The sequence below is a fragment of the Phascolarctobacterium succinatutens genome, assembly GCF_023497905.1.
Classification (GTDB): Bacteria; Bacillota; Negativicutes; order Acidaminococcales; family Acidaminococcaceae; genus Phascolarctobacterium_A; species Phascolarctobacterium_A succinatutens.
In genome coordinates this window covers 1,174,420-1,199,488 of the sequence record NZ_CP097284.1, presented here as the reverse complement: position 1 = coordinate 1,199,488, position 25,069 = coordinate 1,174,420, and the positions used below count along the sequence as shown (strand labels likewise).

Annotated in this window: 21 protein-coding genes; 3 read left to right on the top strand and 18 right to left on the bottom strand. The window is 45.8% G+C overall.

Features of this window, described 5'->3' with window-relative positions; translation table 11 throughout:
• Positions 1-145: 145 nt before the first annotated feature.
• The gene (locus tag M5E81_RS05710; protein WP_249747002.1) at positions 146-1,357 is read right to left on the bottom strand and encodes an ATP-binding protein; all 1,212 of its coding nucleotides are present in this window, start codon (positions 1,355-1,357) and stop codon (positions 146-148) included.
• Between the two features lie 455 nt (positions 1,358-1,812).
• On the opposite strand from M5E81_RS05710, the gene M5E81_RS05705 reads away from it, so the two are divergent.
• Positions 1,813-2,853 carry an IS30 family transposase gene (locus M5E81_RS05705; RefSeq protein WP_249746999.1) on the top strand — a complete coding sequence of 347 codons (1,041 nt, stop codon included), beginning with the start codon at positions 1,813-1,815 and terminating at the stop codon, positions 2,851-2,853.
• Between the two features lie 105 nt (positions 2,854-2,958).
• Here M5E81_RS05705 and M5E81_RS05700 read toward each other — a convergent pair whose 3' ends face one another.
• The gene (locus tag M5E81_RS05700) at positions 2,959-3,369 is read right to left on the bottom strand and encodes an RNA polymerase sigma factor (protein WP_249747001.1); all 411 of its coding nucleotides are present in this window, start codon (positions 3,367-3,369) and stop codon (positions 2,959-2,961) included.
• The gene (locus M5E81_RS05695; RefSeq protein WP_249747000.1) at positions 3,326-3,802 is read right to left on the bottom strand and encodes a hypothetical protein; all 477 of its coding nucleotides are present in this window, start codon (positions 3,800-3,802) and stop codon (positions 3,326-3,328) included. Before M5E81_RS05695 ends, M5E81_RS05700 begins: the two co-directional genes overlap by 44 nt.
• 227 nt (positions 3,803-4,029) lie before the next feature.
• Between M5E81_RS05695 and M5E81_RS05690 the strand changes: the two genes are divergently transcribed.
• A complete protein-coding gene (locus tag M5E81_RS05690; RefSeq protein WP_249746999.1) occupies positions 4,030-5,070 on the top strand; it encodes an IS30 family transposase in 1,041 nt (346 codons plus the stop codon).
• Between the two features lie 293 nt (positions 5,071-5,363).
• On the opposite strand, the gene M5E81_RS05685 is transcribed toward M5E81_RS05690, so the two are convergent.
• The 9 genes from M5E81_RS05685 to tnpA form a co-directional block, all read right to left on the bottom strand.
• The gene (locus tag M5E81_RS05685; RefSeq protein ID WP_009145763.1) at positions 5,364-6,188 is read right to left on the bottom strand and encodes an Asp23/Gls24 family envelope stress response protein; all 825 of its coding nucleotides are present in this window, start codon (positions 6,186-6,188) and stop codon (positions 5,364-5,366) included.
• Positions 6,179-7,003 carry a PHP domain-containing protein gene (locus M5E81_RS05680; protein ID WP_009145764.1) on the bottom strand — a complete coding sequence of 275 codons (825 nt, stop codon included), beginning with the start codon at positions 7,001-7,003 and terminating at the stop codon, positions 6,179-6,181. Before M5E81_RS05680 ends, M5E81_RS05685 begins: the two co-directional genes overlap by 10 nt.
• The gene (locus tag M5E81_RS05675) at positions 7,003-8,487 is read right to left on the bottom strand and encodes a leucyl aminopeptidase (RefSeq protein WP_009145765.1); all 1,485 of its coding nucleotides are present in this window, start codon (positions 8,485-8,487) and stop codon (positions 7,003-7,005) included. The genes M5E81_RS05680 and M5E81_RS05675 overlap by 1 nt, the downstream gene beginning before the upstream one ends.
• Positions 8,488-8,506: 19 nt before the next feature.
• The gene (locus M5E81_RS05670) at positions 8,507-9,799 is read right to left on the bottom strand and encodes an SH3 domain-containing protein (protein ID WP_187363705.1); all 1,293 of its coding nucleotides are present in this window, start codon (positions 9,797-9,799) and stop codon (positions 8,507-8,509) included.
• Positions 9,800-9,952: 153 nt separating this feature from the next.
• The gene (plsY, locus tag M5E81_RS05665; RefSeq protein ID WP_249746998.1) at positions 9,953-10,582 is read right to left on the bottom strand and encodes a glycerol-3-phosphate 1-O-acyltransferase PlsY; all 630 of its coding nucleotides are present in this window, start codon (positions 10,580-10,582) and stop codon (positions 9,953-9,955) included.
• Between the two features lie 21 nt (positions 10,583-10,603).
• Positions 10,604-11,932, bottom strand: a complete 1,329-nt coding sequence (der, locus tag M5E81_RS05660; RefSeq protein ID WP_249746997.1) for a ribosome biogenesis GTPase Der — start codon at positions 11,930-11,932, stop codon at positions 10,604-10,606.
• Positions 11,933-12,224: 292 nt separating this feature from the next.
• Positions 12,225-12,734 carry a cob(I)yrinic acid a,c-diamide adenosyltransferase gene (locus M5E81_RS05655; protein ID WP_249746996.1) on the bottom strand — a complete coding sequence of 170 codons (510 nt, stop codon included), beginning with the start codon at positions 12,732-12,734 and terminating at the stop codon, positions 12,225-12,227.
• 9 nt (positions 12,735-12,743) lie between these two features.
• Positions 12,744-14,027: a DUF512 domain-containing protein gene (locus tag M5E81_RS05650; protein ID WP_009145770.1), complete on the bottom strand. Its 1,284-nt coding sequence runs from the start codon at positions 14,025-14,027 to the stop codon at positions 12,744-12,746.
• A 368-nt stretch (positions 14,028-14,395) separates the two neighbouring features.
• Positions 14,396-14,542, bottom strand: a complete 147-nt coding sequence (gene tnpA / locus M5E81_RS05645) for an IS66 family insertion sequence element accessory protein TnpA (RefSeq protein ID WP_249748107.1) — start codon at positions 14,540-14,542, stop codon at positions 14,396-14,398.
• Between the two features lie 230 nt (positions 14,543-14,772).
• On the opposite strand from tnpA, the gene M5E81_RS05640 reads away from it, so the two are divergent.
• Complete coding sequence (locus tag M5E81_RS05640) at positions 14,773-16,350, top strand: IS1182 family transposase (RefSeq protein WP_249746995.1); 1,578 nt, start codon at positions 14,773-14,775, stop codon at positions 16,348-16,350.
• Between the two features lie 138 nt (positions 16,351-16,488).
• Here M5E81_RS05640 and M5E81_RS05635 read toward each other — a convergent pair whose 3' ends face one another.
• The 6 genes from M5E81_RS05635 to cmk all read right to left on the bottom strand — a co-directional run bounded on the left by M5E81_RS05635 (position 16,489) and on the right by cmk (position 25,005).
• Positions 16,489-18,600 carry a dynamin family protein gene (locus M5E81_RS05635; RefSeq protein ID WP_249748093.1) on the bottom strand — a complete coding sequence of 704 codons (2,112 nt, stop codon included), beginning with the start codon at positions 18,598-18,600 and terminating at the stop codon, positions 16,489-16,491.
• 326 nt (positions 18,601-18,926) lie between these two features.
• On the bottom strand, positions 18,927-20,147 hold the full coding sequence (locus M5E81_RS05630) for an ATP-binding protein (RefSeq protein WP_249746994.1): 1,221 nt from the start codon (positions 20,145-20,147) through the stop codon (positions 18,927-18,929).
• Positions 20,148-20,597: 450 nt separating this feature from the next.
• Complete coding sequence (gene fni, locus M5E81_RS05625) at positions 20,598-21,662, bottom strand: type 2 isopentenyl-diphosphate Delta-isomerase (protein ID WP_249746993.1); 1,065 nt, start codon at positions 21,660-21,662, stop codon at positions 20,598-20,600.
• Between the two features lie 12 nt (positions 21,663-21,674).
• Positions 21,675-23,744: a 4-hydroxy-3-methylbut-2-enyl diphosphate reductase gene (gene ispH, locus M5E81_RS05620; protein WP_249746992.1), complete on the bottom strand. Its 2,070-nt coding sequence runs from the start codon at positions 23,742-23,744 to the stop codon at positions 21,675-21,677.
• Positions 23,744-24,340: a lysophospholipid acyltransferase family protein gene (locus M5E81_RS05615; protein WP_210684442.1), complete on the bottom strand. Its 597-nt coding sequence runs from the start codon at positions 24,338-24,340 to the stop codon at positions 23,744-23,746. Before M5E81_RS05615 ends, ispH begins: the two co-directional genes overlap by 1 nt.
• A complete protein-coding gene (gene cmk, locus M5E81_RS05610; RefSeq protein ID WP_009145774.1) occupies positions 24,337-25,005 on the bottom strand; it encodes a (d)CMP kinase in 669 nt (222 codons plus the stop codon). The genes M5E81_RS05615 and cmk overlap by 4 nt, the downstream gene beginning before the upstream one ends.
• Positions 25,006-25,069 lie beyond the last annotated feature (64 nt).

Here is a 25,069-nt window from a genome sequence, read left to right as displayed (position 1 = left end):
CACTATATATTATAGCATATCGGGGCGCATAAAAAAACAGCAGCGAAGTGCAAGGCACAAGCTGCTGTGAAGAACGGATGAAATTTATAGTATATATGGAAGAAGTTTTTATGCTGTCAGCTTGGAGGCAAGCTTTTTATATCTCTCATTCAAGCAACCATTTTATCAGGTTTTTCTTTTGTATTCCATTATAATTAGCTTCGCCAAAAAGCTCGTCAAGTGTCAAAAGATATTTTGGATAATTATCCTGTACGCTTTGTAGCGGTGCCAACTCTCTTGCTAATGTATCAGGGTTTAACGTAGTAGCGGATATCTGGTAATATTCTGTCTGGTTGTTTTTAATGGCTACAAAGTCAACCTCACCTTTATCAATATCCCCCACGTATACATCATAACCGCGTCGCATCAGCTCCAGATAGGCAAGATTTTCTATGATATGACCTATATCGCTTTCTTTATTACGTATCAGGATATTGCGCATACCAATATCAACAATATAATATTTAGGCAGATTGGTAAGTAGTTGCTTTCCTTTGATGTTAAAGCGCGGAGCTTTATATAAAAACAAAGCATCTACCAACCCCTGCAAATACTTCTCAACAGTCTTGTTGTCTATACTCTTGCCACCGGATTTTAAGGTATTCGCAATTTTGTTTATAGAAACAATATTACCGATATTATCAGCGATAAATTTTGTTACCTTATCTAATGCGTTCACATCAGTAATCTTCAGACGTTTTACTATATCATTGAGAATAATTGTATTATATACATCACGCAGATAATTATAAGCATCACTGTCAAAGCTATTGTAACGTGCCAGAAAAGGAAAGGAACCATAATTCAGGTATAAATTAAACTTTTCCTGTATGCTTATGTCAACATTTTCCGGAGCAAAAGAAGATACAAATTCTTTAAATGACAGCGGCAGCATCTTTAGTTCAACGTATCTGCCGGAAAGAACGGTTGCCAGCTCTCCGGACATAAAATAAGCGTTGGAACCTGTAAGATATATATCGCAATTATCTTTAATGAACAGGCTGTCGACAGCTTTTTGATATTCCGTGCAATGCTGTACCTCATCTAAAAAAATATAGTTTTTGCATTCCTGCTGCAGGTGGTCATTTATATATTGATACAAAGTATGATAATCCCGTAAGGCTTCAAATTCCATTGCTTCAAAGTTGATGCTGATAATTTGTTTTTCATCTACCCCCCGCTTAAGCAAGTTCTGTTTAAACAGCGTAAACATGGTTGATTTTCCGCAACGGCGTACACCGGATACTACTTTTATGATTTGTTTATCCTGCCAGCGACATAACCAGTCAAGATATTCTTTTCTTGGAATAAGCTGCATAGTTATCACCTCTTACTTATATTGTAAAGCAAACCTGTTATAAACGCAAGAAAACTTGGAACGCATTCCAAGTTTTCTCTATTTTCCCTAAAAGTTTGGAATGGAATCCAAATTTTAGCATTTTTTATATAAAATTAGGATTTTATTCCTGATTTTGAACATAGAAAAAACGGTATACCTTCGCATGCCGGAAAATAAAAAGCACCCACGTTAGTGAGTGCTCGGTTTTAGTGTTTTACTCCTCATAGTCTTCATCTTCTTCGTAAGCAGCCTGCTCTCTGCAATCTGCGTAAATAGTATCTTTGTTAGCGTTCACCAAATCCATTATTTTTTTCTTTTCGGCTCATTGTATAATGAAATTGCACACCTGAAAAATTGAATAAAAAATAGTCCATTGTGATACCTTTGTGTTAAGATTAAGTTGCTACACAAAAACTAACTAAGGAGTAATCACAATGGACTACACCAAAGATATCACAAATCATCAAAAAGGTAAACACTTTTCTTTAGGAGACCGCAGGGAATTACAAGGAATTCTGTCTGACAGCTCTAAACAGTATTCTCTTCGTCAGCTGGCAAAGTATTTTAACTGTGCTCCAAATACTATCAGGAATGAACTCAAGCGTGGTGCTCATCCTCATACCGGTAGATATGGAGCTGCTCGTGCTCAACGTGCCTATATTGCTAGCCATAGCAACAGTATTTGCAAGTCTAAAAGATTTCTTACAAGTAATTTTGTTACTTGGACTGTTCGAAAAGTATTGCAAGAACACTGGTCTTTGGATGCCTGCCATGGCTATGCCCTAGACAATCATCTATTTCCTCTCAAAGAAATTGTGTGCGTAAAGACTCTCTATAACTATGTAGATTCCATGCTGCTTAGATTGCGCAACATTGACCTTCCATTAAAGGTAAGAAGACGTAGAACAACCCGCAGCATAAAGAAAAATCTGAAGCATATGGGTCGCAGCATAGACGAGAGGGATTCTAATGTGGATGAACGCAATGAATTCGGTCATTGGGAAATAGATACTGTTATAGGAAGTAAAAGCAAGAGTGACAACGTGGTGTTGACTCTTGTGGAACGTATAACACGCAAGTATATCGCACTGAAAATAACTAGTAAAACATCCTTTGCTGTTAACGAAGGCATTGCTTACCTAAAGGAATACTATGGTACTAAATTCAGTCAGGTGTTTAAGACAATTACTAGCGATAATGGAAGCGAGTTTGCAGAACTCTCGCAAATAGAGAATGACACTTCTATAAAAATATACTTCGCACATCCTTACAGTTCTTGGGAAAGAGGCAGTAATGAGCGCCATAATGGTTTGCTCAGAAGATTCATCCGAAAAGGAAAGAGGATGGACAATTATAGCTACGAAGATATTATGTTTATCGCTGATTGGTGTAATTCACTTCCAAGGAAGATTCTGGGATATAAAACTCCAGATGAACTGTTTGACTTTGAGTTGGATAAGATCTATGCATCTTAATTTTCAAAAAGTGTGCAACTTCTTATTGCAATTTAGAAAAACTCCTTTCCTGCATGAAAAAGCAGCAGTCACCATGTCGGTAACTGCTGCCGCTTCTGTCTCTGTTTACTTATACAAATACTTCTGATATTCCGCTGTCACATAATCCTCATAAGCGTCTGCGATCTTGGCGATTCGCTTATGGACTGCACTGGCGGTTTTATAGCCAACCTTGTCTGCGATCTCCTGCTCGGTGTAGCCCTCCATACGCAGCTTCAATATCTCTCGGTCTTTCTCTGTGATAGTGCTTTCTGCAAAGGTAGCGATCTGCATTTCAGAAATGACCGAGTTCTCAAAATCGCTGCGGGGGTCTGCTACATCGAAAATATCGCCGTCCTCATTCTCCATCATTTCATCCAGAGAAATCGGCTTGCCGGAACGGTTGTAATGCCACTTCTGCATGAAATCGGTCTTGACGGTGCTGCTGGTGGTTTCATAGTCCTCCACGGTGCGATTTTCCCAGATGGCATCGATCATCGGCTGCCATTCCTGCTCCGCAATCACCATGTCGGTGACATTGCCGATCAGATTGCTGATAGATCAGCCACGGCACTTCCACGCCCTGCGGGATGTTGTAAAGTTTTTGGAATCCAAGCCCATTCTGCTCAAACTTCATGCGGATGTAAGGGATAATGCTATATGACAAACGCCACAAAGGAAAATATCCTGTGTACTGCGTCCATGTACCGGGAATATCACGATAATTACCCTTGCGATCTCTCACTTGGAAAAACTGCCATGCGCTCCATGCGCAGCAGTCCCACACAAGCAGCTTGAACATATCATCACATACGATGTGGTCATATTTGTCCGTCCGTAGCACCTCATAGGGCAACGGGGCAGATCGTAGCTCGATGATCTCACCGGGCAGCACAACAATAAATCCTTTCGGGCTTTTCCGCTTCTCCATAAGCGTCACCTCCAATCGTTTTGAAATAGCCCTCTACTATATATAGCATGAGAACGGCTGTATTGTTCCAATGTTTCCAAAATTTTTTGAGATTTTTTGAAAAAATCTCGGAGGCTCATTGTATAATGAAATTGCACACCTGAAAAATTGAATAAAAAATAGTCCATTGTGATACCTTTGTGTTAAGATTAAGTTGCTACACAAAAACTAACTAAGGAGTAATCACAATGGACTACACCAAAGATATCACAAATCATCAAAAAGGTAAACACTTTTCTTTAGGAGACCGCAGGGAATTACAAGGAATTCTGTCTGACAGCTCTAAACAGTATTCTCTTCGTCAGCTGGCAAAGTATTTTAACTGTGCTCCAAATACTATCAGGAATGAACTCAAGCGTGGTGCTCATCCTCATACCGGTAGATATGGAGCTGCTCGTGCTCAACGTGCCTATATTGCTAGCCATAGCAACAGTATTTGCAAGTCTAAAAGATTTCTTACAAGTAATTTTGTTACTTGGACTGTTCGAAAAGTATTGCAAGAACACTGGTCTTTGGATGCCTGCCATGGCTATGCCCTAGACAATCATCTATTTCCTCTCAAAGAAATTGTGTGCGTAAAGACTCTCTATAACTATGTAGATTCCATGCTGCTTAGATTGCGCAACATTGACCTTCCATTAAAGGTAAGAAGACGTAGAACAACCCGCAGCATAAAGAAAAATCTGAAGCATATGGGTCGCAGCATAGACGAGAGGGATTCTAATGTGGATGAACGCAATGAATTCGGTCATTGGGAAATAGATACTGTTATAGGAAGTAAAAGCAAGAGTGACAACGTGGTGTTGACTCTTGTGGAACGTATAACACGCAAGTATATCGCACTGAAAATAACTAGTAAAACATCCTTTGCTGTTAACGAAGGCATTGCTTACCTAAAGGAATACTATGGTACTAAATTCAGTCAGGTGTTTAAGACAATTACTAGCGATAATGGAAGCGAGTTTGCAGAACTCTCGCAAATAGAGAATGACACTTCTATAAAAATATACTTCGCACATCCTTACAGTTCTTGGGAAAGAGGCAGTAATGAGCGCCATAATGGTTTGCTCAGAAGATTCATCCGAAAAGGAAAGAGGATGGACAATTATAGCTACGAAGATATTATGTTTATCGCTGATTGGTGTAATTCACTTCCAAGGAAGATTCTGGGATATAAAACTCCAGATGAACTGTTTGACTTTGAGTTGGATAAGATCTATGCATCTTAATTTTCAAAAAGTGTGCAACTTCTTATTGCAATTTAGAAAAAAATCTCGGAATGGATGGGATAGGATTGATTTAAGGCAATTATACCTGAAAGCTGTGAATAAATCTATTGCTTTTCGTGACGGCAAAAAAATAACGGGTATCTGGCTTTCACCAGATACCCGTTATTCCGTTCCCAATCCTGCCTGACAGATGCCATAATCGTAATTTTTAGAATTACTGTCTTATGAGCACCCTTGCAACCCTGCGGGGGATTTGTGCATCCTAAAGTATTCAAAGCATACAGCTGCTCTATTCACTTCTTCACAGCCAAGCTGCGGATGGAAACATTCACGTTATTCACCTTCATAGCTGTCATATACTCAATTTTTTCCTTAATCTTCGCCTGGAACTGCTTGGTAACGGCAAAGAGCTTGACGCCGTAATACAGCACAACCTCTACGCTGATAACAATGCCCTTGCTGTTGTCGCTGCGGCGGCGCACCTTAATCGATGTGATGCGCTCCACGCCCTCCAGCTTGCGCCCGATAATTTTGATGATATCCTCCAGCGCACTGTCGGAAATCAGCAGCTTGCCGTAAAAGCTGAACGAAGGACGCACGATAGAACGGTCCGCATCCTTCTCCTGCTTGCGCTGGCTGGAAAAAATATTATAGGGCAAATCGGCAAAATAGCCTGTGAAATGAGGCTTCAGCTCAATCGTCGGCACCGGCACGATATGCTTGCCCTCCTGCAGACGCGCATGACGGGCCTTCTTGATTTCGGCCTTGCTGGCAATCTGGTTGATATACACCGTCTTGACCGGCTTATCCAGCTTCAGCCTGCCTATAATCTTGTTGATCATATTGTCCGAGGTAGCAATAATCAGCAGACGATGAATGTTGTTGGTCGCCAGCGCCTCACGCACCGCCTGCGCGTGTCCTTCGTCAGTGAAGATGGCACGCTTTACGGCCTGTATTCTGTTGTCTTCGTTCTTGGCGGAGGTGCCTGCCAGGATTTTGGTACCCTTAATCAGCAGGCCGTCGTCAATAATAGCGTCACAACGGTTGTCAAAGGCCACGCCGATGGCATGGTGGCTCTTGCCTGTGCCGCTGGGTCCTACAAAAGCAACTACTTCCATTCTATTACACCCTTAACATCATCATATTGCACCTGCCAGATTCCCAGCTTTGTGGGGAAACGGTCAGGGATTCCGTGAAAGTCACTGCCGCCGCTCACCAGCAGTCCATGCTCCTTCGCCAGCGCCAGCCAATGGGCCTGCGCCCGTGCATCCGCGCTGGGGTGCCACACCTCGATGCCGTCAAAAGGCTCTGCAGCAAGCAATCGCTCGGGCAGAGTTTTATCCACCAGCTCCGAGGGATGTGCCAGCACAGCGATACCGCCTGCCTCGTGAATCAGCGCCACTGCCTCATGCGGAGAAAGCTTGGGCTGCGGCACATACGCCGGTCCGCCGCGGTGCAGCAGTGCGTCGAAAACCTCCTGCACGGTAGCAAAATAGCCCTTGGCCACCAGTGCCTTGGCCACATGCGGACGGCCCACTGCCCTGTTCTTGGGGTCGCAGGCCTCTACCTCCACATGGTAGCCTAACTTTTCCAGCTTCTCCAGCATGGCATATAAACGGTGCTCGCGCGCATAGCGCATTTCGTCCATTTTATTATGCAGCGCTTCACAGTCCATGGAAACGTGATAACCTAAAATATGCACGGCATCATCCTCGTACTGCGTTCCCAGCTCCACGCCGGTGAGGACGCGGATGCGTCCGCCGTAGCGTTTCGCCGCCTCGCACGCCTCTGCCATACCATTCCACGAATCATGGTCGGTGATGGCGATTACGCCTATGCCTTTAGCCACGGCCTCGTCCACTAGCATGGTCGGCGTGTAGCGTCCGTCGCTGAAGGTGCTGTGCAAATGTAAATCAACAAGCTGTGCAGCCATTACAGCATACCTGCCAGCTTGATAAGCGTCATAGTGCCAAAGGCAGTACCGCCCTTAACCTTGAAGCCCTCCGTCTTGGTAGCGGTGGAGGTGCCGCCGATATCCAGATGCGCCCACGGAATATCCTTGTCGACGAATTCACCGATGAACAGACCGCCGGTGATGCAGCCTCCGGCACGTCCTGCGCTGTTGAGCAGGTCCGCAACGTCGCTCTTGATGGCCTCCTTGCATTCGGGCAAAGAAGGCAGCTGCCAGTAGTTTTCACCGGCCATGCGTCCTGCCAGCTTAATCTGCTCCACCAGCTCGTCATCATTGGCCACAATACCGCTGGTTTCGTTGCCCAGAGCGATAATTACCGCACCGGTCAGCGTTGCTATATCAACAACCTTCTTTGCTCCCATTTGGCAGGCATACCAGACTGCGTCCGCCAGTACCATGCGTCCTTCAGCATCGGTGGAAACAACCTCGATGGTCTTGCCGTTGGCTGCACGTACGATATCGCCGGGGCGTTGCGCCTTGCCGTCAGGCATATTCTCCGCGCAGGCCAACACGCCGATAACGTTGCATTTCAGGCCCAAACGTGCGATGGCACGCATAGCGCCGAGCACAGCGCCCGCACCTGTCATATCGTCCTTCATCTCGCCCATGTTGTCATCAGGCTTAATGGAAATACCGCCGCTGTCGAAGGTGATGCCCTTGCCTACGAAGGCTGTATAGGGAGCGTCACCGTTGCCGTTGTAGCGCAAGGCAACGAGGCACGGAGGGTTATGACTGCCCTGACCTACTGCCAGCAGTGCATGCATGCCTCTTGCTTCCATCAAGGTTTCGTCCATAATGGTAATTTCCAACGGCAATTCCTGCCCCAGCTTCAGGGCATCTTCGGCCATGGTCTGCGGTGTTACCACGTTGCCCGGGTTATTCACTAAATCGCGTGCATAGCACACTGCTTCAGCAGAGATTTCCGCAGCGGTAATGATTGCCGCTGCCTCCGGCACAGCGCTCAGCACGGCAGCCTCGCACAGCGGTGCCTGCTTTGCTTCGCTCTTGAAGCGGTTGAAGGTGTACGCGCCGAGGTACAGGCCTTCGACGAGCGCTTGCAGGTTTTTGCTGCGTTCGGCGTTCAGCAGGATAGGCGCAGCCAGTACAGCCTTTTGCGCCTTAGCCTTATGCAAAGCGCGGGCAGCAGCGCCGGCAGCCTTACGGAAATTGTTCGGCTTACAATCCTTGCCTTCGCCGCAGCCTGCCAAAAGCAGTGTCAGCAGACCTTCACCCTGCGGCAGCACCAGTGTGGTTACGCTGCCTGCGTCATAAATATCATCGTGCTGCGCGGTGTACGCAATTGCCGCCTTGGCTGCTGCCTCCGGCAGCTCCAGCTTGTCGATAGCCGCCGCACATTCCTTGCACAGAAAGAGGACAATACTGTCCGCGTCATTATAGGCTGCAGCGTTGAACTCCGCTGCGGTACATTGAATTTGGTTTAACATTTCCTGAACTCTCCTATCATTATTTATATTCTATTGCAGTCTGCAATTCGTTAAGCATCGTATTGCCGCTGGAGCGCTGCAACGACAAATCGCTCACCAGCACCTTCATCTCGCGCATCAGGCGGCCCTTGGAAAAATAAGAGCCCAGCGCATGAATCGTGTATGGTGTCTGGTTGATATTGCCGATATACATCAGGCAATGGCCATCCATATAAAGTGCTGCACCCGGCATCAGCCTGCTGATAACAGCGGCACGTTCCTGTGAACTGCCGCTCAGCTTTTTCTTCGTGCCTGCGGTCAGCTCCTGCTGGTCGGCGTTACGCGGCAGCACAATGCCTACAGTGCGGTAAGCATTGAACACCAGGCTCGAGCAGTCCACGCTGTTCTTCAAACCGCCCCAGCCATAAGGCTTGCCGTAAAATTTGAAGGCGGAGCTCAGCAGATTATTGCTGGTATAGGGCAAATAACCGTAATGCACGGCAGAGGCAGCCTTCGGCACCAGCAGCTTCTGCTTCTGCAGCAGGCCTGCTTTAGTGCGCACCGGAGCAAGCACCGTATAGGTATCGCTCTGCACACTGTCAACCGGCAGGCGCGAACCCTGCTGATAAAGTACCTGCTCGCCGTCCGTTTTCAGGTTATATTCCGCATCGGTAACAACCAGGAACTTCTGCGGCTTTACAAAGCTGCTCCAGGTGTTCTTATCGGTCATAGCTACATTATACTTGCTCACCCAACCGCTGTAATTTACTGCCTGCACGTAGTAAAAATAACCGTTGGCACTGGTGTGCAGCACAGCTACAGGCTCGCCGGGGTCCAGCATAGTTTCCTGCAGCGCGTCAAAATCCCTGTCGCCCGCGTAATAATACAGGCCCTCGCCCGTAGGCAGCGCACGCACCGCAGTACGGCGCACCGTCACTGCATATTGCACGCCCACGCTTTTGGGAATAGCACTGACATTGCTCTGCTTGCGCAGGATATTCTTATAGTTTTCGCTCACCTTGTTGCCATGCAGATACAGGTCATCGTCAAGAATAGAATAATCCATAATCCTCGTTTTGAGCGCATCACCGCTCATCGTCGCAGGATAATTGGCTAGGTCAGGCATACTGCGGGAAGCAGCACGCACCTTGGCGTTGAAGGCTGCCACACCCTTCGCATCCAGAATAACCGTATCACCGCTCTTGTTCTGCTCCGTCCAGTGCGACGGGTTCACCAGCGGCGGATAATTGGTAATGCCTGCAGCCGAAGCACCCAAGGGCAGCAGCAATCCGCAAACAAAGGCAGCTGTATATAAAAGCTTTGCTAATCGCAATTTAGTTCCTCCCTCCTGCAGCATTTTGCTTACTGCAAGTCATGCAAAATACTTGTAGTATTATTATATTCTTTAGGCAGAAGAAAAATCCTGCTTTAATATATGAAAAAAGCTGATGTAAGCGTTGGCCTACATCAGCGTAGAAGCGATATTTTATTTCTGCAGATCCTTGGCATTGCCCGGTTTGATTTTGCTTTCGGTGCCTGTGAGCAGGCGATGGATATTTTCCTTGTGGCGCAAAACTACAAAGAAAGCGGCAATCACGGAAAAAATCACATAGGCAGAGGGATAACCCAGATACCATGCCAGCGGCGGCGTAAAGATGGCAGCCATAATGGAGCCAAGCGATACATAGCGCGTCAAAAGCACGCACACCAGCCAGATACCGAAGCTTGCCACCGCAACCTTAGGCATCATAAAAATCAACAAGCCCAGTGCGGTTGCAACGCCCTTGCCACCCTTAAAGCCCAGAAAAAGCGAATAATTATGTCCCAAAAGCGCGCCCAAAGCCGTAACCACATCCAGCAGAGGATTGTGGAAAAAATAGCTCATAATACCAACCGCAAGAATACCCTTGAAGGCATCGGCAATCAGCACCAGCACCGCAGTCTTGGGACCGACGATACGGAAAACGTTCGTCGTGCCGATATTCTTGCTGCCGTAATTACGGATATCAATACCGTGAAAGGCCTGCACCAGCCACAAGCCGCTGGGAACAGAGCCGCAGACATGACCGAGCACAAAGCCCAGCAGAAAATGTAATATACCCACCTCATTGAACATAACAAATCACCTGACTTTTATTTATTCATCCTCGTTCTTGCCACGGATAATCATCTGAATCGGTGTGCCTTCAAAGCCAAAGGCCTCACGCAGCTTGTTCTCCAGATAACGCTGATAGGAGAAATGCATGATTTCCGGTTCGTTGACAAAGATAACAAAGGTTGGCGGTTTGATTTTGACCTGTGTAACATAAAGAATCTTAAGACGCTTACCTTTCTCGGTCGGCGGCGGATTGATAGCCACAGCGTCCTCGATAACCTGGTTGAGAATACTGGTAGCGATACGCATAGCGTTCTGCTCGGCAACATAGGAGATAACCTCCGGCAGACGGTGAATACGCTGCTTGGTAACGGCAGAAACGAAAACTACCGGCGCATACTGCAGGAAAACAAGCTCCTTGCGCAGAGTTTCGGTGTAACGCAGAGTGGAGGAATTGTCCTTCTCGTACAAATCCCACTTGTTGACAACCAGAATAACAGCCTTGCCTGCCTCATGAGCATAGCCGACGATACGTTTATCCTGCTCGGTAACACCCTCAACGGCATCAAAAACCATCAGCACAACGTCACTGCGGTCAACCGCGCGCAGAGAACGCATAACGCTGTATTTTTCAATCGGTTCGTCAACCTTAGCCTTGCGGCGCATGCCTGCTGTATCAATGAACAGGTACTTCTGACCGTTGCGTACTACCGGAGTATCAATCGCATCACGGGTAGTGCCTGCAATATCACTGACGATAGAACGCTCCTCGCCTACCAGTGCGTTGAAAATAGAGGACTTGCCCACGTTAGGACGGCCAATCAAAGCAACCTTGATTTCGTCCTCCTCCTCCAGGTCGCCTGCCATCTTATCGGACGGGAACTTGGCAACAACGGCATCCAGCAAATCACCCAGGCCCAAATGGTTGGACGCGGAAACAGCAATCGGGTCACCGATACCCAGATTATAGAATTCAAAGATATTCATCTCCTGCTTCGGAGAATCCGCCTTATTAACAGCCAGAACAATCGGCTTCTTGGACTGACGCAGCAGACGGGCAACATCAGCATCCTCAGTAGTAATGCCTGCACGCGCATCGCAGACGAACAGAATAACGTCCGCCTCCTTAATCGCAATCTGTGCCTGCTGACGGATAGAAACAGCAATAGCATCGGCATTCATGATTTCGATACCGCCGGTATCAACCATCATAAACTCGTGGTCCAGCCATTCGGCGGTAGCATACAGACGGTCGCGGGTAACGCCCGGTGTATCCTCAACAATGGAAATCCTGCTGTTGGCAAAAATATTAAAAAGAGTAGATTTGCCCACGTTAGGACGTCCAACTATAGCAACTATCGGTTTAGCCATAATCAAATCTCCTTCATCATAATAAATTTTTTAATAAGTGTCTATCATAGAAATGTAAAATTTTTTGTATATTTATGGGGCATCCCCCTTCCGTCAGTTCGCTACGCTCACTGACACCTTCCCCAAGGGGCAGGCAAGAAGGATAGCTTTCAATTGGCCTTCATTAGTATGTTCTTGGTTCCCCCTTGGGGGACAAGGTGAATTGCCCGAAGGGCAAGAGAGGGCGCCCTGGGGCGACTGTCGCGTCAGCGACTAAAGGGGGTAACACAGATGGAGTGCTATAACGCACACCTCAATGGTCGATGCCGTTACGAGAGCTAATTCCCTTATGGAAGTAATGCTTAACCTCGCTCATATCCGTAACAAGATCAGCAATTTTAATAAGCTCTTCCGGTGCACCTCTACCAGTAGTAATAACCTCAACGTTATTTTTATGCTCACGCAGAAAATCAACAACCTCCTGCGTCGGCAGCATTTTGGTAGCAAGCACAATATTCAGCTCATCAAGAATAATAACGTCCGCAGCGTGCGAGCTGATAGCTTCCTTCGCCTCTTCCCAGCCGTCACGGCACATCTTCAAATCAACAGGATCGGGATTATGGAAATTAACAAAGGCGTCGCGTCCCACCTGCCGCAGCGTAAACCAGGGCAGATTCTTTGCAGCCCGCGCCTCGCCGTACTCAGGATCATCCTTCAAAAATGAAAGCATCAGAGTCTTCATACCATAACCGGAGGCACGCAGCGCTACGCCTAAAGCGGCAGTAGTCTTACCCTTGCCTGTACCTGTATAAACCTGCAGCATACGCCTCACCTATCTTTCCAATAATAAATGCAGTAGCTCTTTCGCACCCTTAGCAATTTCCACCTTACCGGGGTAACGCTCCTTGAACTGCGCCAGCGACATATCATCCAAAAACAGCTTATCGTTATTCAAAACCACATCCGGCAGAATAATCTTCTTCTCCTGAACGTTCGCCAAGATATCGCTGCCCGTCAAAAGACCGGTAACATTCACCTTGCCGCCGAAAAAGCTGTTAGGAACAGGCACAAAACGATGCTCCGAACCGAACTGGCTGTTCAGCTTCGCCATCAAAGGCTCCAGCACACGGTAAGCACCCTCACCCACGGGAATCACCGCAGGCTCTGCAGGATGAAAGCTTTGCATCTGCGCTAAGGCCTCGTCCCACTCCAGCATAAAGTTGGCAGTAAGGCCGATGCCGTTTTCCAGCTGCGGGAAGCCGTCATACCATTCGGTAGGAGGAAAGGGCTTTTCCGCCAGCAGATAAAATTCATCACCCAAGTAGATAAACGTCTTGCCTGTTTCCTTACGGCAGCGCTCCTGCCATGCGGTCACCTGCTCCACAACCTCTGCGGCCTGCTTCTTCGTAAAGGTAGCAAGCTGCGTTAAGTGCTCGCGGTGCTTAGTAGTACCTACGGGAACAACTGCCATCGTCAGTACATTGGGATACTGCGCGTACAAATCGTGGAAGCTCTTGGCAAGAATCTCGCCATCGTTATAACCGGGACAGCACACAATCTGCGTATGCACCTGAATGCCCGCATCGAACAAAAGCTGCAAGCGCTCCATCAGCTGACCGGCGAAACGGTTGTGCATCATCTGGCAGCGCACCTGCGGGTCGGTAGCGTGTACCGAAACATACAGCGGTGTCAGATGCGTGCGGATAATACGTTCAAAATCTTCATCCTTCATATTGGTGAGTGTAATGAAGTTACCATATAAGAAGGACAGACGGTAATCGTCATCACGCACATACAGACCCGGACGCATACCGGGAATCATCTGGTCGACAAAGCAGAAAACACAGTTATTGTAGCAGGTAGCAACTCTGTCAAAAACTGCGGAATCAAACTCCAAGCCAAGATCCTCATCCGGATATTTTTCTATATGTACCTGACGGCGTGTGCCATCGGTGGCCTCTATCTCCAAGTCAACCTCGTAATCGGAGGTATAGAAGCTCAATTCAATTATATCCTTAACCTGTACGCCGTCCACGCTGCACAGCTTTTCGCCGGCCTTGATGCCTGCGTCCGCTGCCAAACTGTTCTTGCGTACACCACTAATAAGTCCTACCATTACAACTCCTTAAAAAATGCAGATAATCAACCGTGAAAAGATTAGTCGTCAAATTATTATATCATATTAGCTTGAAGAATGCAAAAAGGGGGTAAGCGTTAAATATAATGTGTATGAAAAAAATCAGAACCACATAGTAGTCCTGGTACAAATCTTTATTTCCTGAAAATTACGCTGCATTCAGGCATTAGTAAGAACATGGACTAAATACTTAAATGGATCCAAGCGGTTCTCCTTGGCGCTTTCTACCAAGTTGTAGATAATTGCACTGCCTTGCGTTCCTCGTGGTGTATTGGCGAACAAGGAGTTTTTACGTTTCCTCTGAAACTGGAATCTCGACAAAACTATATTCTCTGCTTGAAACTCTGTTAAAAATCTTCTTTTGCCGATATAGGAACACTGTTTTCTCGGCACCATGCACGTACAGAAAGGCTACTACTGCGACAGGCACGGATCTTGTCTGCCCACTCTTGCATTTCACGATTAGTATTGACAATTTGCAAACTGTTATCCATATTGTAATACACTCCAATTCAGTTTAATTAAAGTGTTTAGAAGTGTTTACAACACTCCTGAACATTAAAAAGAGGCTGGGACAAAACCCAACCTTAAACAGAAAAACCAGTGGAGTTTTACCGTCAGGTAAATTTCCACTGGTTTTTTAGTGCTAAAAGTACACAACGAGTTGCTTTTCTGTTAGAATTAAATCACCACAAAATAACAAAAACAAGGAAAGGAACTCGTCATGTACAAAAATTATAACATAAATCAGCTGGTTTTGCCTCTAAATTTAGAAATAAAAATTCAGGATAACGATATCGCAAGGCACGTAAACAATTTGGTTGAAAGTATTCCCAAAAAGGCCTTTGATAAATATTACAAAGAAACGGGCTGCCCGGCATATCACCCGAGAATGATGCTCAAAATATTATTGTGTGCCTACTCTCAGTCGGTATTTTCCGGTAGAAAAATAGAAGCGTTGTTATCTGACAGCATTCGTATGATGTGGTTAGCTCAGGGATATTCACCCAGCTACCGCACTATTAACAGATTCAGAAGCAACAAAGACATGCAGGAACTGCTTTGTCAGTGTTTTATTCAGTTCAGAGCCCAACTTATAAAAGAAAAGATAATAAACAATGAAGCTATTTTCATAGACGGAACAAAGATAGAAGCCAATGCCAACAAATTCAGCTTTGTATGGAAAAAGGCTGTAGAAAAATATGGTATAAGTCTGATAGAAAATTCCAGACGGATATACGATGAATTGGTTGAGCAGGAAATAATTCCTGCCATGGAGCTTGAGCAAGAAGCTACGATTAACGAAAAAGAGATGGTTGAGGTGGTCGAAAAGCTTGATTCAGCTATTGAGGTTATGGACAAAGAAATAGCTGAATCTGATTCTGTCGAAAAACGTAAACGAATAAGGCACAAAAGGAAACGTCCGAAGCAACTCAGAAAAATCTTAAAAGATAATATTGCCCGAAAACAAAAATACGACAGACAACTTACTATTATGGAGAATAGAAACAGTTATTCCAAAACAGATCCAGATGCTACTTTTATGCGTATGAAAGAAGATTATATGAAGAACGGCCAGCTGAAGCCAGGTTATAACGTACAAATAGCAACAGAAGGCCAATACGCTCTTGCATATGACTTATTTCCCAATCCTACAGATACTCGCACACTTAAACCATTTCTAGATGTTATTGAAAGCAGTTATTTTTCTTTGCCGGAATATATTGTAGCTGATGCTGGATATGGCAGTGAGGAAAACTATGTCGACATTATTGAAAACAGACAACTGACACCGTTAATTACTTATGGCATGTATCTGAAAGAGCAGGAAAGAATATATAAAAAAGATGCTTTCAAGACCGCTAATTGGGATTATGATAATGCTGATGATTACTATACGTGTCCAAACGGCAAAAAATTGATATTTAAATATAATTCCCAAAGAAAAGATAAGAACGGCTTTGCGAGAAACTTTAGAGTATACGAATGCGAAGATTGTTGTAATTGCCCATACCGCAGTCAGTGTTGCAAGGCCAAAGAAGGCAATAACAGAAAAATAAGTATAAACGTAAAATGGGAACAGCAAAAAGAATATATTAGAGCACAGCTTTCAGACAATAAGACTGGTAAAATCTACAAGAGAAGGAAAATTGATGTAGAGCCAGTCTTTGGATTCTTGAAGGCTAATTTGCGTTTCAACAGATTTACGGTAAGAGGAAAATTCAAAGCAAAAATAGAAATGGGTTTGGCTTTGATGGCAGTAAATTTAAGAAAATATATGCAGCATACAGCTGCAGCTTAATTTTACGCGAAGTAAAAGGACTGGAATTTGAGAAAAAACTCAAATTCCAGTCCTTCTTTAGTTTGAGAGGGTGGTTTTGTCCCAGCCTCTATTATATATTACTGAATTGAGATTTTATACCAGCGTTATATTTGAAGCTTAGCCCTGTTCAGCAGATTTCTTATACCATTGGAACGCTTCAGCTTTATTTTTTTCACAACCAATTCCTTTATCTAAACAATAAGCTAAGTTATATTGAGCTTTTGCATGACCCTGTTCTGCAGCCTTTTTATACCATTGGAACGCTTCAGCTTTATTTTCTGCACAACGAATCCCTTTATCTAAACAATAAGCCAAGTTATATTGAGCTTCTGCATGACCCTGTTCTGCAGCTTTCCTAAACCATTGGAACGCCTCGGTTTGATTTTTCGTTACATCACCCCAGCCTTCTGTCAGATATCTTCCTACCATATATTGAGCTTCTGCAAAACCCTGTTCAGCAGCTTTCTTATACCATTGGAACGCTTCAGTTTGATTTTTCGTTATACCACCCCAGCCTTCTCTTAGATATCTTCCTACCGTATATTGAGCTATTGCATGACCCTGTTCCGCAGCTTTTCTAAACCATTGGAACGCTTCAGCTTTATTTTCTGTACAACCAATTCCTAAAAATAAACAAGAAGCTAAGCTAATTTGAGCTTTTGCATAACCCTGTTCAGCAGATTTCTTATACCATTGGAACGCTTCAGCTTTATTTTCTGCACAACCAATTCCTTTAACTAAACAATAAGCTAAGTTATATTGAGCTTTTGCATAACCCTGTTCCGCAGATTTCTTATACCATTGGAACGCTTCAGCTTTATTTTCTGCACAACCAATTCCTTTAACTAAACAATAAGCTAAGTGATTTTGAGCTTTTGCATGACCCTGTTCCGCAGCCTTTTTAAACCATTTGACTGCCTCTACTTTATCAACAGTGCAACTACTACCTTTATATAAACAATTACCTAAATTATTCTGCGCCTCAGCCAACCCTTGCTCAGCTATTTTTCTTAACCAATAATTAGCAGCAGCATCACTTCCATGATTACTATAATAGGCATGCAAATTAATCATCGCATCCTGATGATTTTTCATTGCCGCTTTCTGATAAAATCGCAATGCCTTATCCGTATCTTGTAGCACGCTAATGCCACCCTCATACAGCACGCCTAATAAATACAAGGCCAGCTCATTATTACGCCCTGCTTCACGCTCACAGTAATCCCAAATACCGCTGGTTACACCAATAAGAATATCTTCTGTTTGCATAAAGGCTTGTTCATTTTCCATATATTCTTCATAGCTTCCACTCTTTTTAGCTTCGTTCTCTGCCTTCGCCTGCGCAAACTTCCTGTTAAACGCAGCAAAATAAGCACCCAGCTCATCGAGCAGTGTGTTCAGCTTAAACTTCTCGTGGTGAGGCAGCACCAAATCAGCTACAGCCTTTTCCAACTCGGCAAAATTACCAATCTCCCGCTTTAGCGTATTATTTTCCTTCTTTCCTTCCAGCTCATACTTCGCAGAAATGCCTACAACGTACTGCACTCTGCCATTTAATGTCTGTCTGGCCTTTGCTAAAAACTCCTGCGGATTATCCTCTTCCTCGTCCAGCAGATCCATCTTATTAACAACAGCAATCGGTTTCAGGCGTGGCGTCAGCCTGTCCATCGCCGCCATCTCTTCCCTCGTTGCCAGCTGTACCACAGAAAACATCCACAGCACTGTATCCGCCTTGCTGACAAAACGCTCCGTTGCTTCAGAGCGCTTTTCCTTCAAATCATTTAGTCCCGGACTGTCAATAATGCTGACCTGCTTTAAGATTTCCAGCGGCATCTGGCGTTCGACATAATCCAGCTTTTCATGAACCTCGTTGAGCTTTTCTTCATTGTTAACAGCTGTCATTCTAGTAAATTCCTGAGGCGTTGCAGACTGCACCTTACCATCTCTGAAATGCAGCAAAAGCTTATCCTGCTGACCATAGCAAAACTTCGTTACAACAGCCGTCGTCGGCTTTTCCTCCACAGCCGCAATTTCTTCGCCCAGCAATGCATTAATAAATGACGACTTACCCGTAGAAAAAGAGCCCATGACCACAAGCATCAATGGCTCTGAGGTATGAGAAATAAGCTTGTCTAGTCCTGTAGCAAACTGCGCGAAGCGTTGCTGCTTTTGCAGCTCTCCCTTCGCTGTTTGTAATTTATTAATAATCTCCTGTAAATTGACATTCATCACTAGCAACCTCCCGTTCAGCTAAATTTTGTATAATACAAGTTTATAATTTTTCTTTACAAGTATTCTTTAATAAAAATTATAACATCTTGTTCCCGCCAGGTCAAACTCGTCTCCCGATATGCTGAACTCTTGACAGTTTTTCCCTTTCTGCGCGCATAGCTATTCAATTTTTAACATATTGCCATCCCAGCATCATCCTTCAAAACGTAAAAAACGCCATCGCAGGTTTCTCCCACGATGACGCTCAATACATATTTTATTATAACTGGAGCTTACGCGCTCAGCTTTTCTGCCACAAGATTTTTGGAAAACCCAACAATCCACTATATCCCCAGCAGCCAGTCAATGACATTCACAACTTTTATGCCTTCATAATTTCCGAGGGAGAAGCGATCAAGCGTCAAGACGATTTTCTCATAATTGTCTTGTATTCCCCGTAGCGGACGCATCTCTCGTTCAAATGTTTCCTCAGCAGTCATATTAGCTGTAACCTGATAATAAGTTAATATTCCTTGCTTCTGAGCGACAAAGTCCACTTCAGTTGAGCCAAACTTTCCAATATTGACCTTATAGCCTCGCCGTAAAAGCTCGAAATATACAATATTCTCAATGGAAAAGCCCAAATCATACCGTTTTCTTGGAAGAATATGATTGCGAAGTCCCAGATCAACCATATACAGCTTTTTATTGGCTTTCAAAAGCTGTTTCCCCACAATATCAAATCTTTCAGCTGGGTAAAAGACAAATGATTCAGTCAAAGCCTCTACATAATCACTAACCGTATTCGGGGAAATCTTTCTGCCAGAAGAGATTAAGTAATCGGTTACGCTTTTTATAGAAATCGGACTGCCGATTACACTTGCCAAATAGCGTGCAATGGTCTTCAGTAGTGCAATATCTGTGATTTTACGTCTACCTGCATCTTTTTCTTTTCTTGCCTGGCGTTCCTCAATATCTTTAACAATAACGGTGTTGTAGATTCCCTCCAGATATTGATTTACTTTTTCATCCGTGCGGTTCATCACCGCAACATACGGAAGTCCTCCCGTTTGCATATATTCTGAAAAAGCATCTTCTTGCGGTCTCCCCGTCACAGTGACATACTCACGGAAAGAAAGGGGAAGCATTGATATTTCCACATACCTTCCAGACAAAAGGGTTGCCAGTTCACTTGAAAGCAAATACGAATTTGAACCCGTAATATATACATCCGTGTTGTTCTTTACATATAGACTATCTACTACTTTGGGGAAATCAGGCACGTTCTGAATTTCATCCAAAAATATATATGTCATTTTATCGCTGCACAGACGTTCTTTTATATAACGATAAAGTACCTTATAATCCAAAAGCTCTTCAAACTCTAGGTCTTCAAAGTTGATTGATATAATCTGTTCTGCTTCCACGCCAGCTAAATGAAGTCTGTCCTTAAACTGTTCCAGAAGCACCGATTTACCACAACGTCTAATTCCCGTCACAACTTTAATGATGTGCTCGTCTTTCCACTCCCAAAGCTGTGCGAGGTATTCTTTTCTTTCAACCATGGCTCTATCCCTCCTTTCTCCGAGTATAGCACATTATGTTTTGAAAATCAAATTATATTCCTATCTCGGAATTTATTTTAAAATATTTTATTTAGTCTTCTTATTTTAGAGCTTTAATTACAAATATCCATAAGCTTCTTTCTAATAGAGAAAGTGGCGATGATCGTTATGATATCCAGCTTGAATCAAGAAGCTCTGAGCAACCAGGAATTAAAGCGACAAGTAAAGCTTCAGATAAACTCACCGACTTAGCTTTAACAGCCTAAAAACAAATTTTAGATAAAAAATACGATACAGAATTTCTCGCTCGTAATGTACATACCATTTACAAATATGGTATTACGTTTAGAGGTAAAGAAGCAAAAGTCATAAGTGACTAGAACGGTTTTCTCACCAAAAACTGCGGAGCAAGCTCTCGCCTGCTCCGCAGTTTTTCTATCCTCTTCTTTTTTACCCTCTGCGCCATCTGCACAGCTTCGCCAACTCGTAACCGCGGCTGGCAATAAAGTCACGAGTTTCTCCCGTCACAATCAGCGGAACGTCACGCAGCTCCTTCGGCGTCAGGCAGCCCAAAAGCAGCATATACTTCTGCAGTCCGTCCGCCAGCGCTTCCACATAATCTGCGGCAGCGTCAACACCCTGCTCCATAACCAGGCGCAGCAGCGGTGCGGTAATTCCTACAGCGTCCGCACCAAGAGCGAAGGCACGCGCTGCATCACCTGCACTGCGGATGCCGCCGCTCGCCAAAAGCAGAGCATTCTGCGGCAGTGTCTGCTGCGCGTCAAGCAAGCTCCAGCAGGTAGGCACGCCCCAGGCAGCAAACTCCTCCGTCAGCTCCACGCCCTGACGCTTTGCCTCAATCGCCGGGAAGTTCGTCCCCCCTGCGCCGGCACAGTCAAAGGCGGTAAAGCCCTGCTCCAGCAAAAGCTCGTACTGCTCTGCAGCAATACCGCAGCCTGTTTCCTTGACGATAACAGGCACGCTCACAGCATCACGGATCTGCACTAGGTTTGCCAAAAGTCCGCAGGTATCCTTGTCGCCCTCGGCCATCCACAGCTCCTGCGCAGCGTTCAGGTGAACCTCCAGCGCGTCAGCCTGCAGCATGTCAACGGCAGCCTGCGCCTGCGCAGGCGTAGCAAGAGCACTGATGTTACCGATAACAAGACCTTCAGCAAGCTCCTCGCGCACCACAGTATAGCTCGCGATACCGCTGCCGTCACGCACAGCGCCGAACTGCGAGCCGACAGCCATACCGATACCGGTTCTTGCCGCCACTTGCGCCAGCTTTCTGTTAATCTCCGTCACCGCATCTGTACTGCCGGTAATAGCATCAATGAAAAAAGGCAAACGTAGACGTTTGCCTAAAATTTCTACAGATAAAACAAAGTCTGCCGGATTAATCTCCGGCAGACAGTTGTGTAAGAAGCGGAGATCAGCAAGGTGCGTTGCCGCCGGGCCGTCGCCCAGCTCCAGTGCATATTGAATATGTTCTAGCTTACGCTTTGCACGTTGCATATCCTTCTCCAATTATTTTTCGAGGCTTTCCAGCTGCTCGGACAGGTTTTGGCTCAGGTGAGATTTTTTGCTGCCCATGTAGGAACGGAATTCGTTCTTTTCAGCGTCGCGTTTAACTTTGGAAATGCTCAGGCCGATTTTTTTGCTGTCCAGATCCATTTTAATGATTTCAGCTTTAACAACTTGGCCAACTTCCAGAACGTCGCTCGGAGCTTCGATGCGCTCAGGAGCGATTTCGGAAATGTGAACCAGACCTTCAACTTTGTCGCTCAGTTTAACGATAGCGCCGAAAGCCAGCAGACGAACAACTTCTACATCCAGAATGTCGCCGATGTGGAATTGAGAAGCTTCAACCTTCCAGGGATCTTCCAGAGTAGCTTTGATGCTCAAAGCAACACGTTTGTTTTCGCGGTCGATGCTCTTAACCAGAACGGTTACTTCGTCGCCTTCTTTAGCAACGTCAGCAGCTTTTACGCTACGGTCCCAAGACAGTTCGGTGTTGTGAACCAGACCAACCAGACCTTCACCGATTTCAACGAACAGACCGAATTCAGCAACTTTTACAACCTTACCGGTGTAAACTTCGCCTTCAGCAACAGAGTTGTAAGCAGCTTCTTCAGCAGCGGCGCGTGCTTCTTTAGCAGCAGCAATGCGAGCTTCTTTAGCTTCCTTGTAAGCTTTGCGTTTTGCTTCAGCTTCAGCTCTCAGCAGGTCGCGGCGGGAAACAACGATGCGTTTTTTCTCCAGGTCAACTTCGATGATTTCAGCTTCCAGCTCTTTGCCGACATAACCGGTGAAGTCTTCTACGCGGCGCAGTTCAACATGAGATGCGGGCATGAAGCCTTCAACACCTTCAACTGCAACACCCAGGCCAACAATGTTTTTAGCTTTGTTTTTGATGATGCGCAGAACCTTAACGGTTGCCGGGCGTTTTTCGCCTTCGGGCAGCTCAGCAACATTTTTCCATGCTGCGTCGCGCTCTGCTTTGATTTTGGACAGACGAACGAAATCGCTCTTGGTGCTGCCAGGAACAACCTTAGCTTCTACTTCGTCGCCAACTTTGATGGAGTTTTGCAGTTCTTCAGCAGATTCGGTCTGGGACCATTCGGAATAAGGAATCAGACCATCATGTCTATATCCAAAAGATACATAAACGCCGTCTTTATCCAATTGAATAACGGTACCGTTGACAACTTTGCCAGGATATACCTCTACCTCCATACTTTCGTTGAGCATGCTTTCAAAATCCATGTTTTCCATTACTAAAATAGCCTCCTTAATTAAACGGTCCGGAGTCGATGCTCCTGCCGTGATTCCTATTTTATTGCAACCCCTTAGCATATCGCTGCTCAGTTCGCTGGCAGTCTCTATATGATATGCTTGCCTGCAATGCTTTTGCACCAGCTCGAAAAGATGCCTTGTGTTGGCGCTGTTGCGTCCGCCGATGACGATAACGGCATCCGACTCTGCAGCCAGCTTTACAGCCGCCTGCTGTCTTTGCGCTGTCGCCAGACAGATGGTGCGCTCCACACGGTATTCTCCCGGGCGCTGCTCCTGCAGTGCCTGCAATATATCATTAAATTTCTGCAGCTCAAAAGTCGTCTGGATGATTACTCCATAACGCTCCTGGCGCGGTACATAAGAGATATCTTTTATACATTCTACACAGATAGCGTTTTTTCCTGCCCATTTTAAAATACTTTTTACTTCCGGATGATTTTTTTCTCCGACTATTACAGGAAAATAGCCATCAGCTGCTGCCTGAGCAGCCTTTTGCTGTGCCAGGCGCACATTCGGACAGGTTGCGTCCAAAATTGTCAGCCCTTGTTTTTCTGCCTGCGCGTAGGTTTCAGGCCCCTCGCCGTGTGAACGGAAGATAACCGTTTCACCGGGAGCAAACTGCTCCAGGCTGTCCTTACAGGCAATGCCATTAGATGCAAGCTCGGCAATTAGCTGGGGATTGTGTATCAATGGTCCCAGCGTTGCACCCTGCACACGGTCGGTCGCAGCCTTTTGGGCCAACGCCACCGCGCGCTTCACACCATAGCAAAAACCACAGTGCTCTGCTACCTTAATTTCCATTATACATCTTCACCTGCCTGCAGCTTTGCAATGTGCTGCATCAGCTCTTCAGTCATTGCATGCAAAAATTCTTTGTTGACTACAGCGTCCTCAGGAAAAGGCATCGGTTTGCCAAAGCGCACCGTAACCTTTGGCCAGATACGGCCATGACGCTTGTAATCGGTACCGATGATGCAGGCCGGCACGATAGTTGCCTTCGCTTTGCTCGCCATCATCAGCGCTCCGGGCTGAGCCTTACCAAGCTCGCCGGTCTTGCTGCGCGTTCCCTCAGGGAAAATCGCCAGCACCTGACCGCTTTCCAGAATATCAATACCATGCTTGATTGCAGCACGGTCCGCGCCGCCACGGCGCACCGGGAAAGCACCCAGAATTTTATAGATAGTGCCCAGAACCGGCACAAACAGCTCTTCCTTGGCCATAAAGTGGACCTTACGGGTTGCTGCCGTACCAAGTACAGGCGGATCAAGCAGACTCAGATGGTTGCTCGCTATAACCAGCGGACCATCCTTGGGAATATTTTCTGTTCCTTCTACCTTCAATCGCAAAAAGATGGTAAAAAGAATTTTAAAGAGATTCTTCACTAAGGTATAAATCATTGTGCGCGCTCCTGCACCAGCTGTAAAATTCTCTCGGTAACCTCGCTGATGCCCATATCGGATGTATCCAGAAGCAGTGCATCCTCTGCCTGACGCAGCGGACTGATAGCACGCTCGCTGTCCTGCTTGTCGCGCTCGGCAATATCCGCCTGCAGCTGCTGCAGATCAACCTGCTGACCTTTGGCCACCATTTCCGCATAGCGGCGGCGCGCTCTTTCCTCAACCGAAGCAGTAAGAAAAATTTTCAGCTGTGCGTTCGGGAATACCACCGTACCGATATCACGGCCGTCCATCAGGACACCGCCTGCCTCGCCCATACGGCGCTGCTGGTCCACCATTGCCTCACGCACTGCTCCGATAGCAGCAACACGCGACACAATCGCCGTCACCTCGGGAGTACGGATAGCATCGGTAACCTCGGTACCGTCCACAAAAACACGGTTGATTTTTGCCTCCGGCTTGAAGTCAATCAGCATAGTCTTAGATAAGCCGCTGATAAAGTCCTCGTCAAAAGGTTTGCCTGTCTGCAAAAACTTCCAGGCTACGCTTCTGTACATGGCACCGGTATCAATATAGGCATAGCCTAATTTTTCGGCAGCCAGCTTCGCAATAGTGCTTTTGCCTGCACCTGCGGGACCATCAATTGCCACAACAATTTTCTTCATTCTACATAACCACACTTTATAATGTATTAGCTATCTATATAATACCATGTTTTACATGTATATG

What these genes read in the sequence shown, in the direction of transcription:
- M5E81_RS05710 (WP_249747002.1), bottom strand. Translation starts at nt 1,357, where the DNA reads ATGCAGCTTATTCCAAGAAAAGAATATCTTGACTGGTTATGTCGCTGG.
- M5E81_RS05705 (WP_249746999.1), top strand. Translation starts at nt 1,813, where the DNA reads ATGGACTACACCAAAGATATCACAAATCATCAAAAAGGTAAACACTTT.
- M5E81_RS05700 (WP_249747001.1), bottom strand. Translation starts at nt 3,369, where the DNA reads ATGATCGATGCCATCTGGGAAAATCGCACCGTGGAGGACTATGAAACC.
- M5E81_RS05695 (WP_249747000.1), bottom strand. Translation starts at nt 3,802, where the DNA reads ATGGAGAAGCGGAAAAGCCCGAAAGGATTTATTGTTGTGCTGCCCGGT.
- M5E81_RS05690 (WP_249746999.1), top strand. Translation starts at nt 4,030, where the DNA reads ATGGACTACACCAAAGATATCACAAATCATCAAAAAGGTAAACACTTT.
- M5E81_RS05685 (WP_009145763.1), bottom strand. Translation starts at nt 6,188, where the DNA reads ATGGAAGTAGTTGCTTTTGTAGGACCCAGCGGCACAGGCAAGAGCCAC.
- M5E81_RS05680 (WP_009145764.1), bottom strand. Translation starts at nt 7,003, where the DNA reads ATGGCTGCACAGCTTGTTGATTTACATTTGCACAGCACCTTCAGCGAC.
- M5E81_RS05675 (WP_009145765.1), bottom strand. Translation starts at nt 8,487, where the DNA reads ATGTTAAACCAAATTCAATGTACCGCAGCGGAGTTCAACGCTGCAGCC.
- plsY (WP_249746998.1), bottom strand. Translation starts at nt 10,582, where the DNA reads ATGTTCAATGAGGTGGGTATATTACATTTTCTGCTGGGCTTTGTGCTC.
- der (WP_249746997.1), bottom strand. Translation starts at nt 11,932, where the DNA reads ATGGCTAAACCGATAGTTGCTATAGTTGGACGTCCTAACGTGGGCAAA.
- M5E81_RS05655 (WP_249746996.1), bottom strand. Translation starts at nt 12,734, where the DNA reads ATGCTGCAGGTTTATACAGGTACAGGCAAGGGTAAGACTACTGCCGCT.
- M5E81_RS05650 (WP_009145770.1), bottom strand. Translation starts at nt 14,027, where the DNA reads ATGGTAGGACTTATTAGTGGTGTACGCAAGAACAGTTTGGCAGCGGAC.
- tnpA (WP_249748107.1), bottom strand. Translation starts at nt 14,542, where the DNA reads ATGGATAACAGTTTGCAAATTGTCAATACTAATCGTGAAATGCAAGAG.
- M5E81_RS05640 (WP_249746995.1), top strand. Translation starts at nt 14,773, where the DNA reads ATGTACAAAAATTATAACATAAATCAGCTGGTTTTGCCTCTAAATTTA.
- M5E81_RS05635 (WP_249748093.1), bottom strand. Translation starts at nt 18,600, where the DNA reads ATGAATGTCAATTTACAGGAGATTATTAATAAATTACAAACAGCGAAG.
- M5E81_RS05630 (WP_249746994.1), bottom strand. Translation starts at nt 20,147, where the DNA reads ATGGTTGAAAGAAAAGAATACCTCGCACAGCTTTGGGAGTGGAAAGAC.
- fni (WP_249746993.1), bottom strand. Translation starts at nt 21,662, where the DNA reads ATGCAACGTGCAAAGCGTAAGCTAGAACATATTCAATATGCACTGGAG.
- ispH (WP_249746992.1), bottom strand. Translation starts at nt 23,744, where the DNA reads ATGGAAATTAAGGTAGCAGAGCACTGTGGTTTTTGCTATGGTGTGAAG.
- M5E81_RS05615 (WP_210684442.1), bottom strand. Translation starts at nt 24,340, where the DNA reads ATGATTTATACCTTAGTGAAGAATCTCTTTAAAATTCTTTTTACCATC.
- cmk (WP_009145774.1), bottom strand. Translation starts at nt 25,005, where the DNA reads ATGAAGAAAATTGTTGTGGCAATTGATGGTCCCGCAGGTGCAGGCAAA.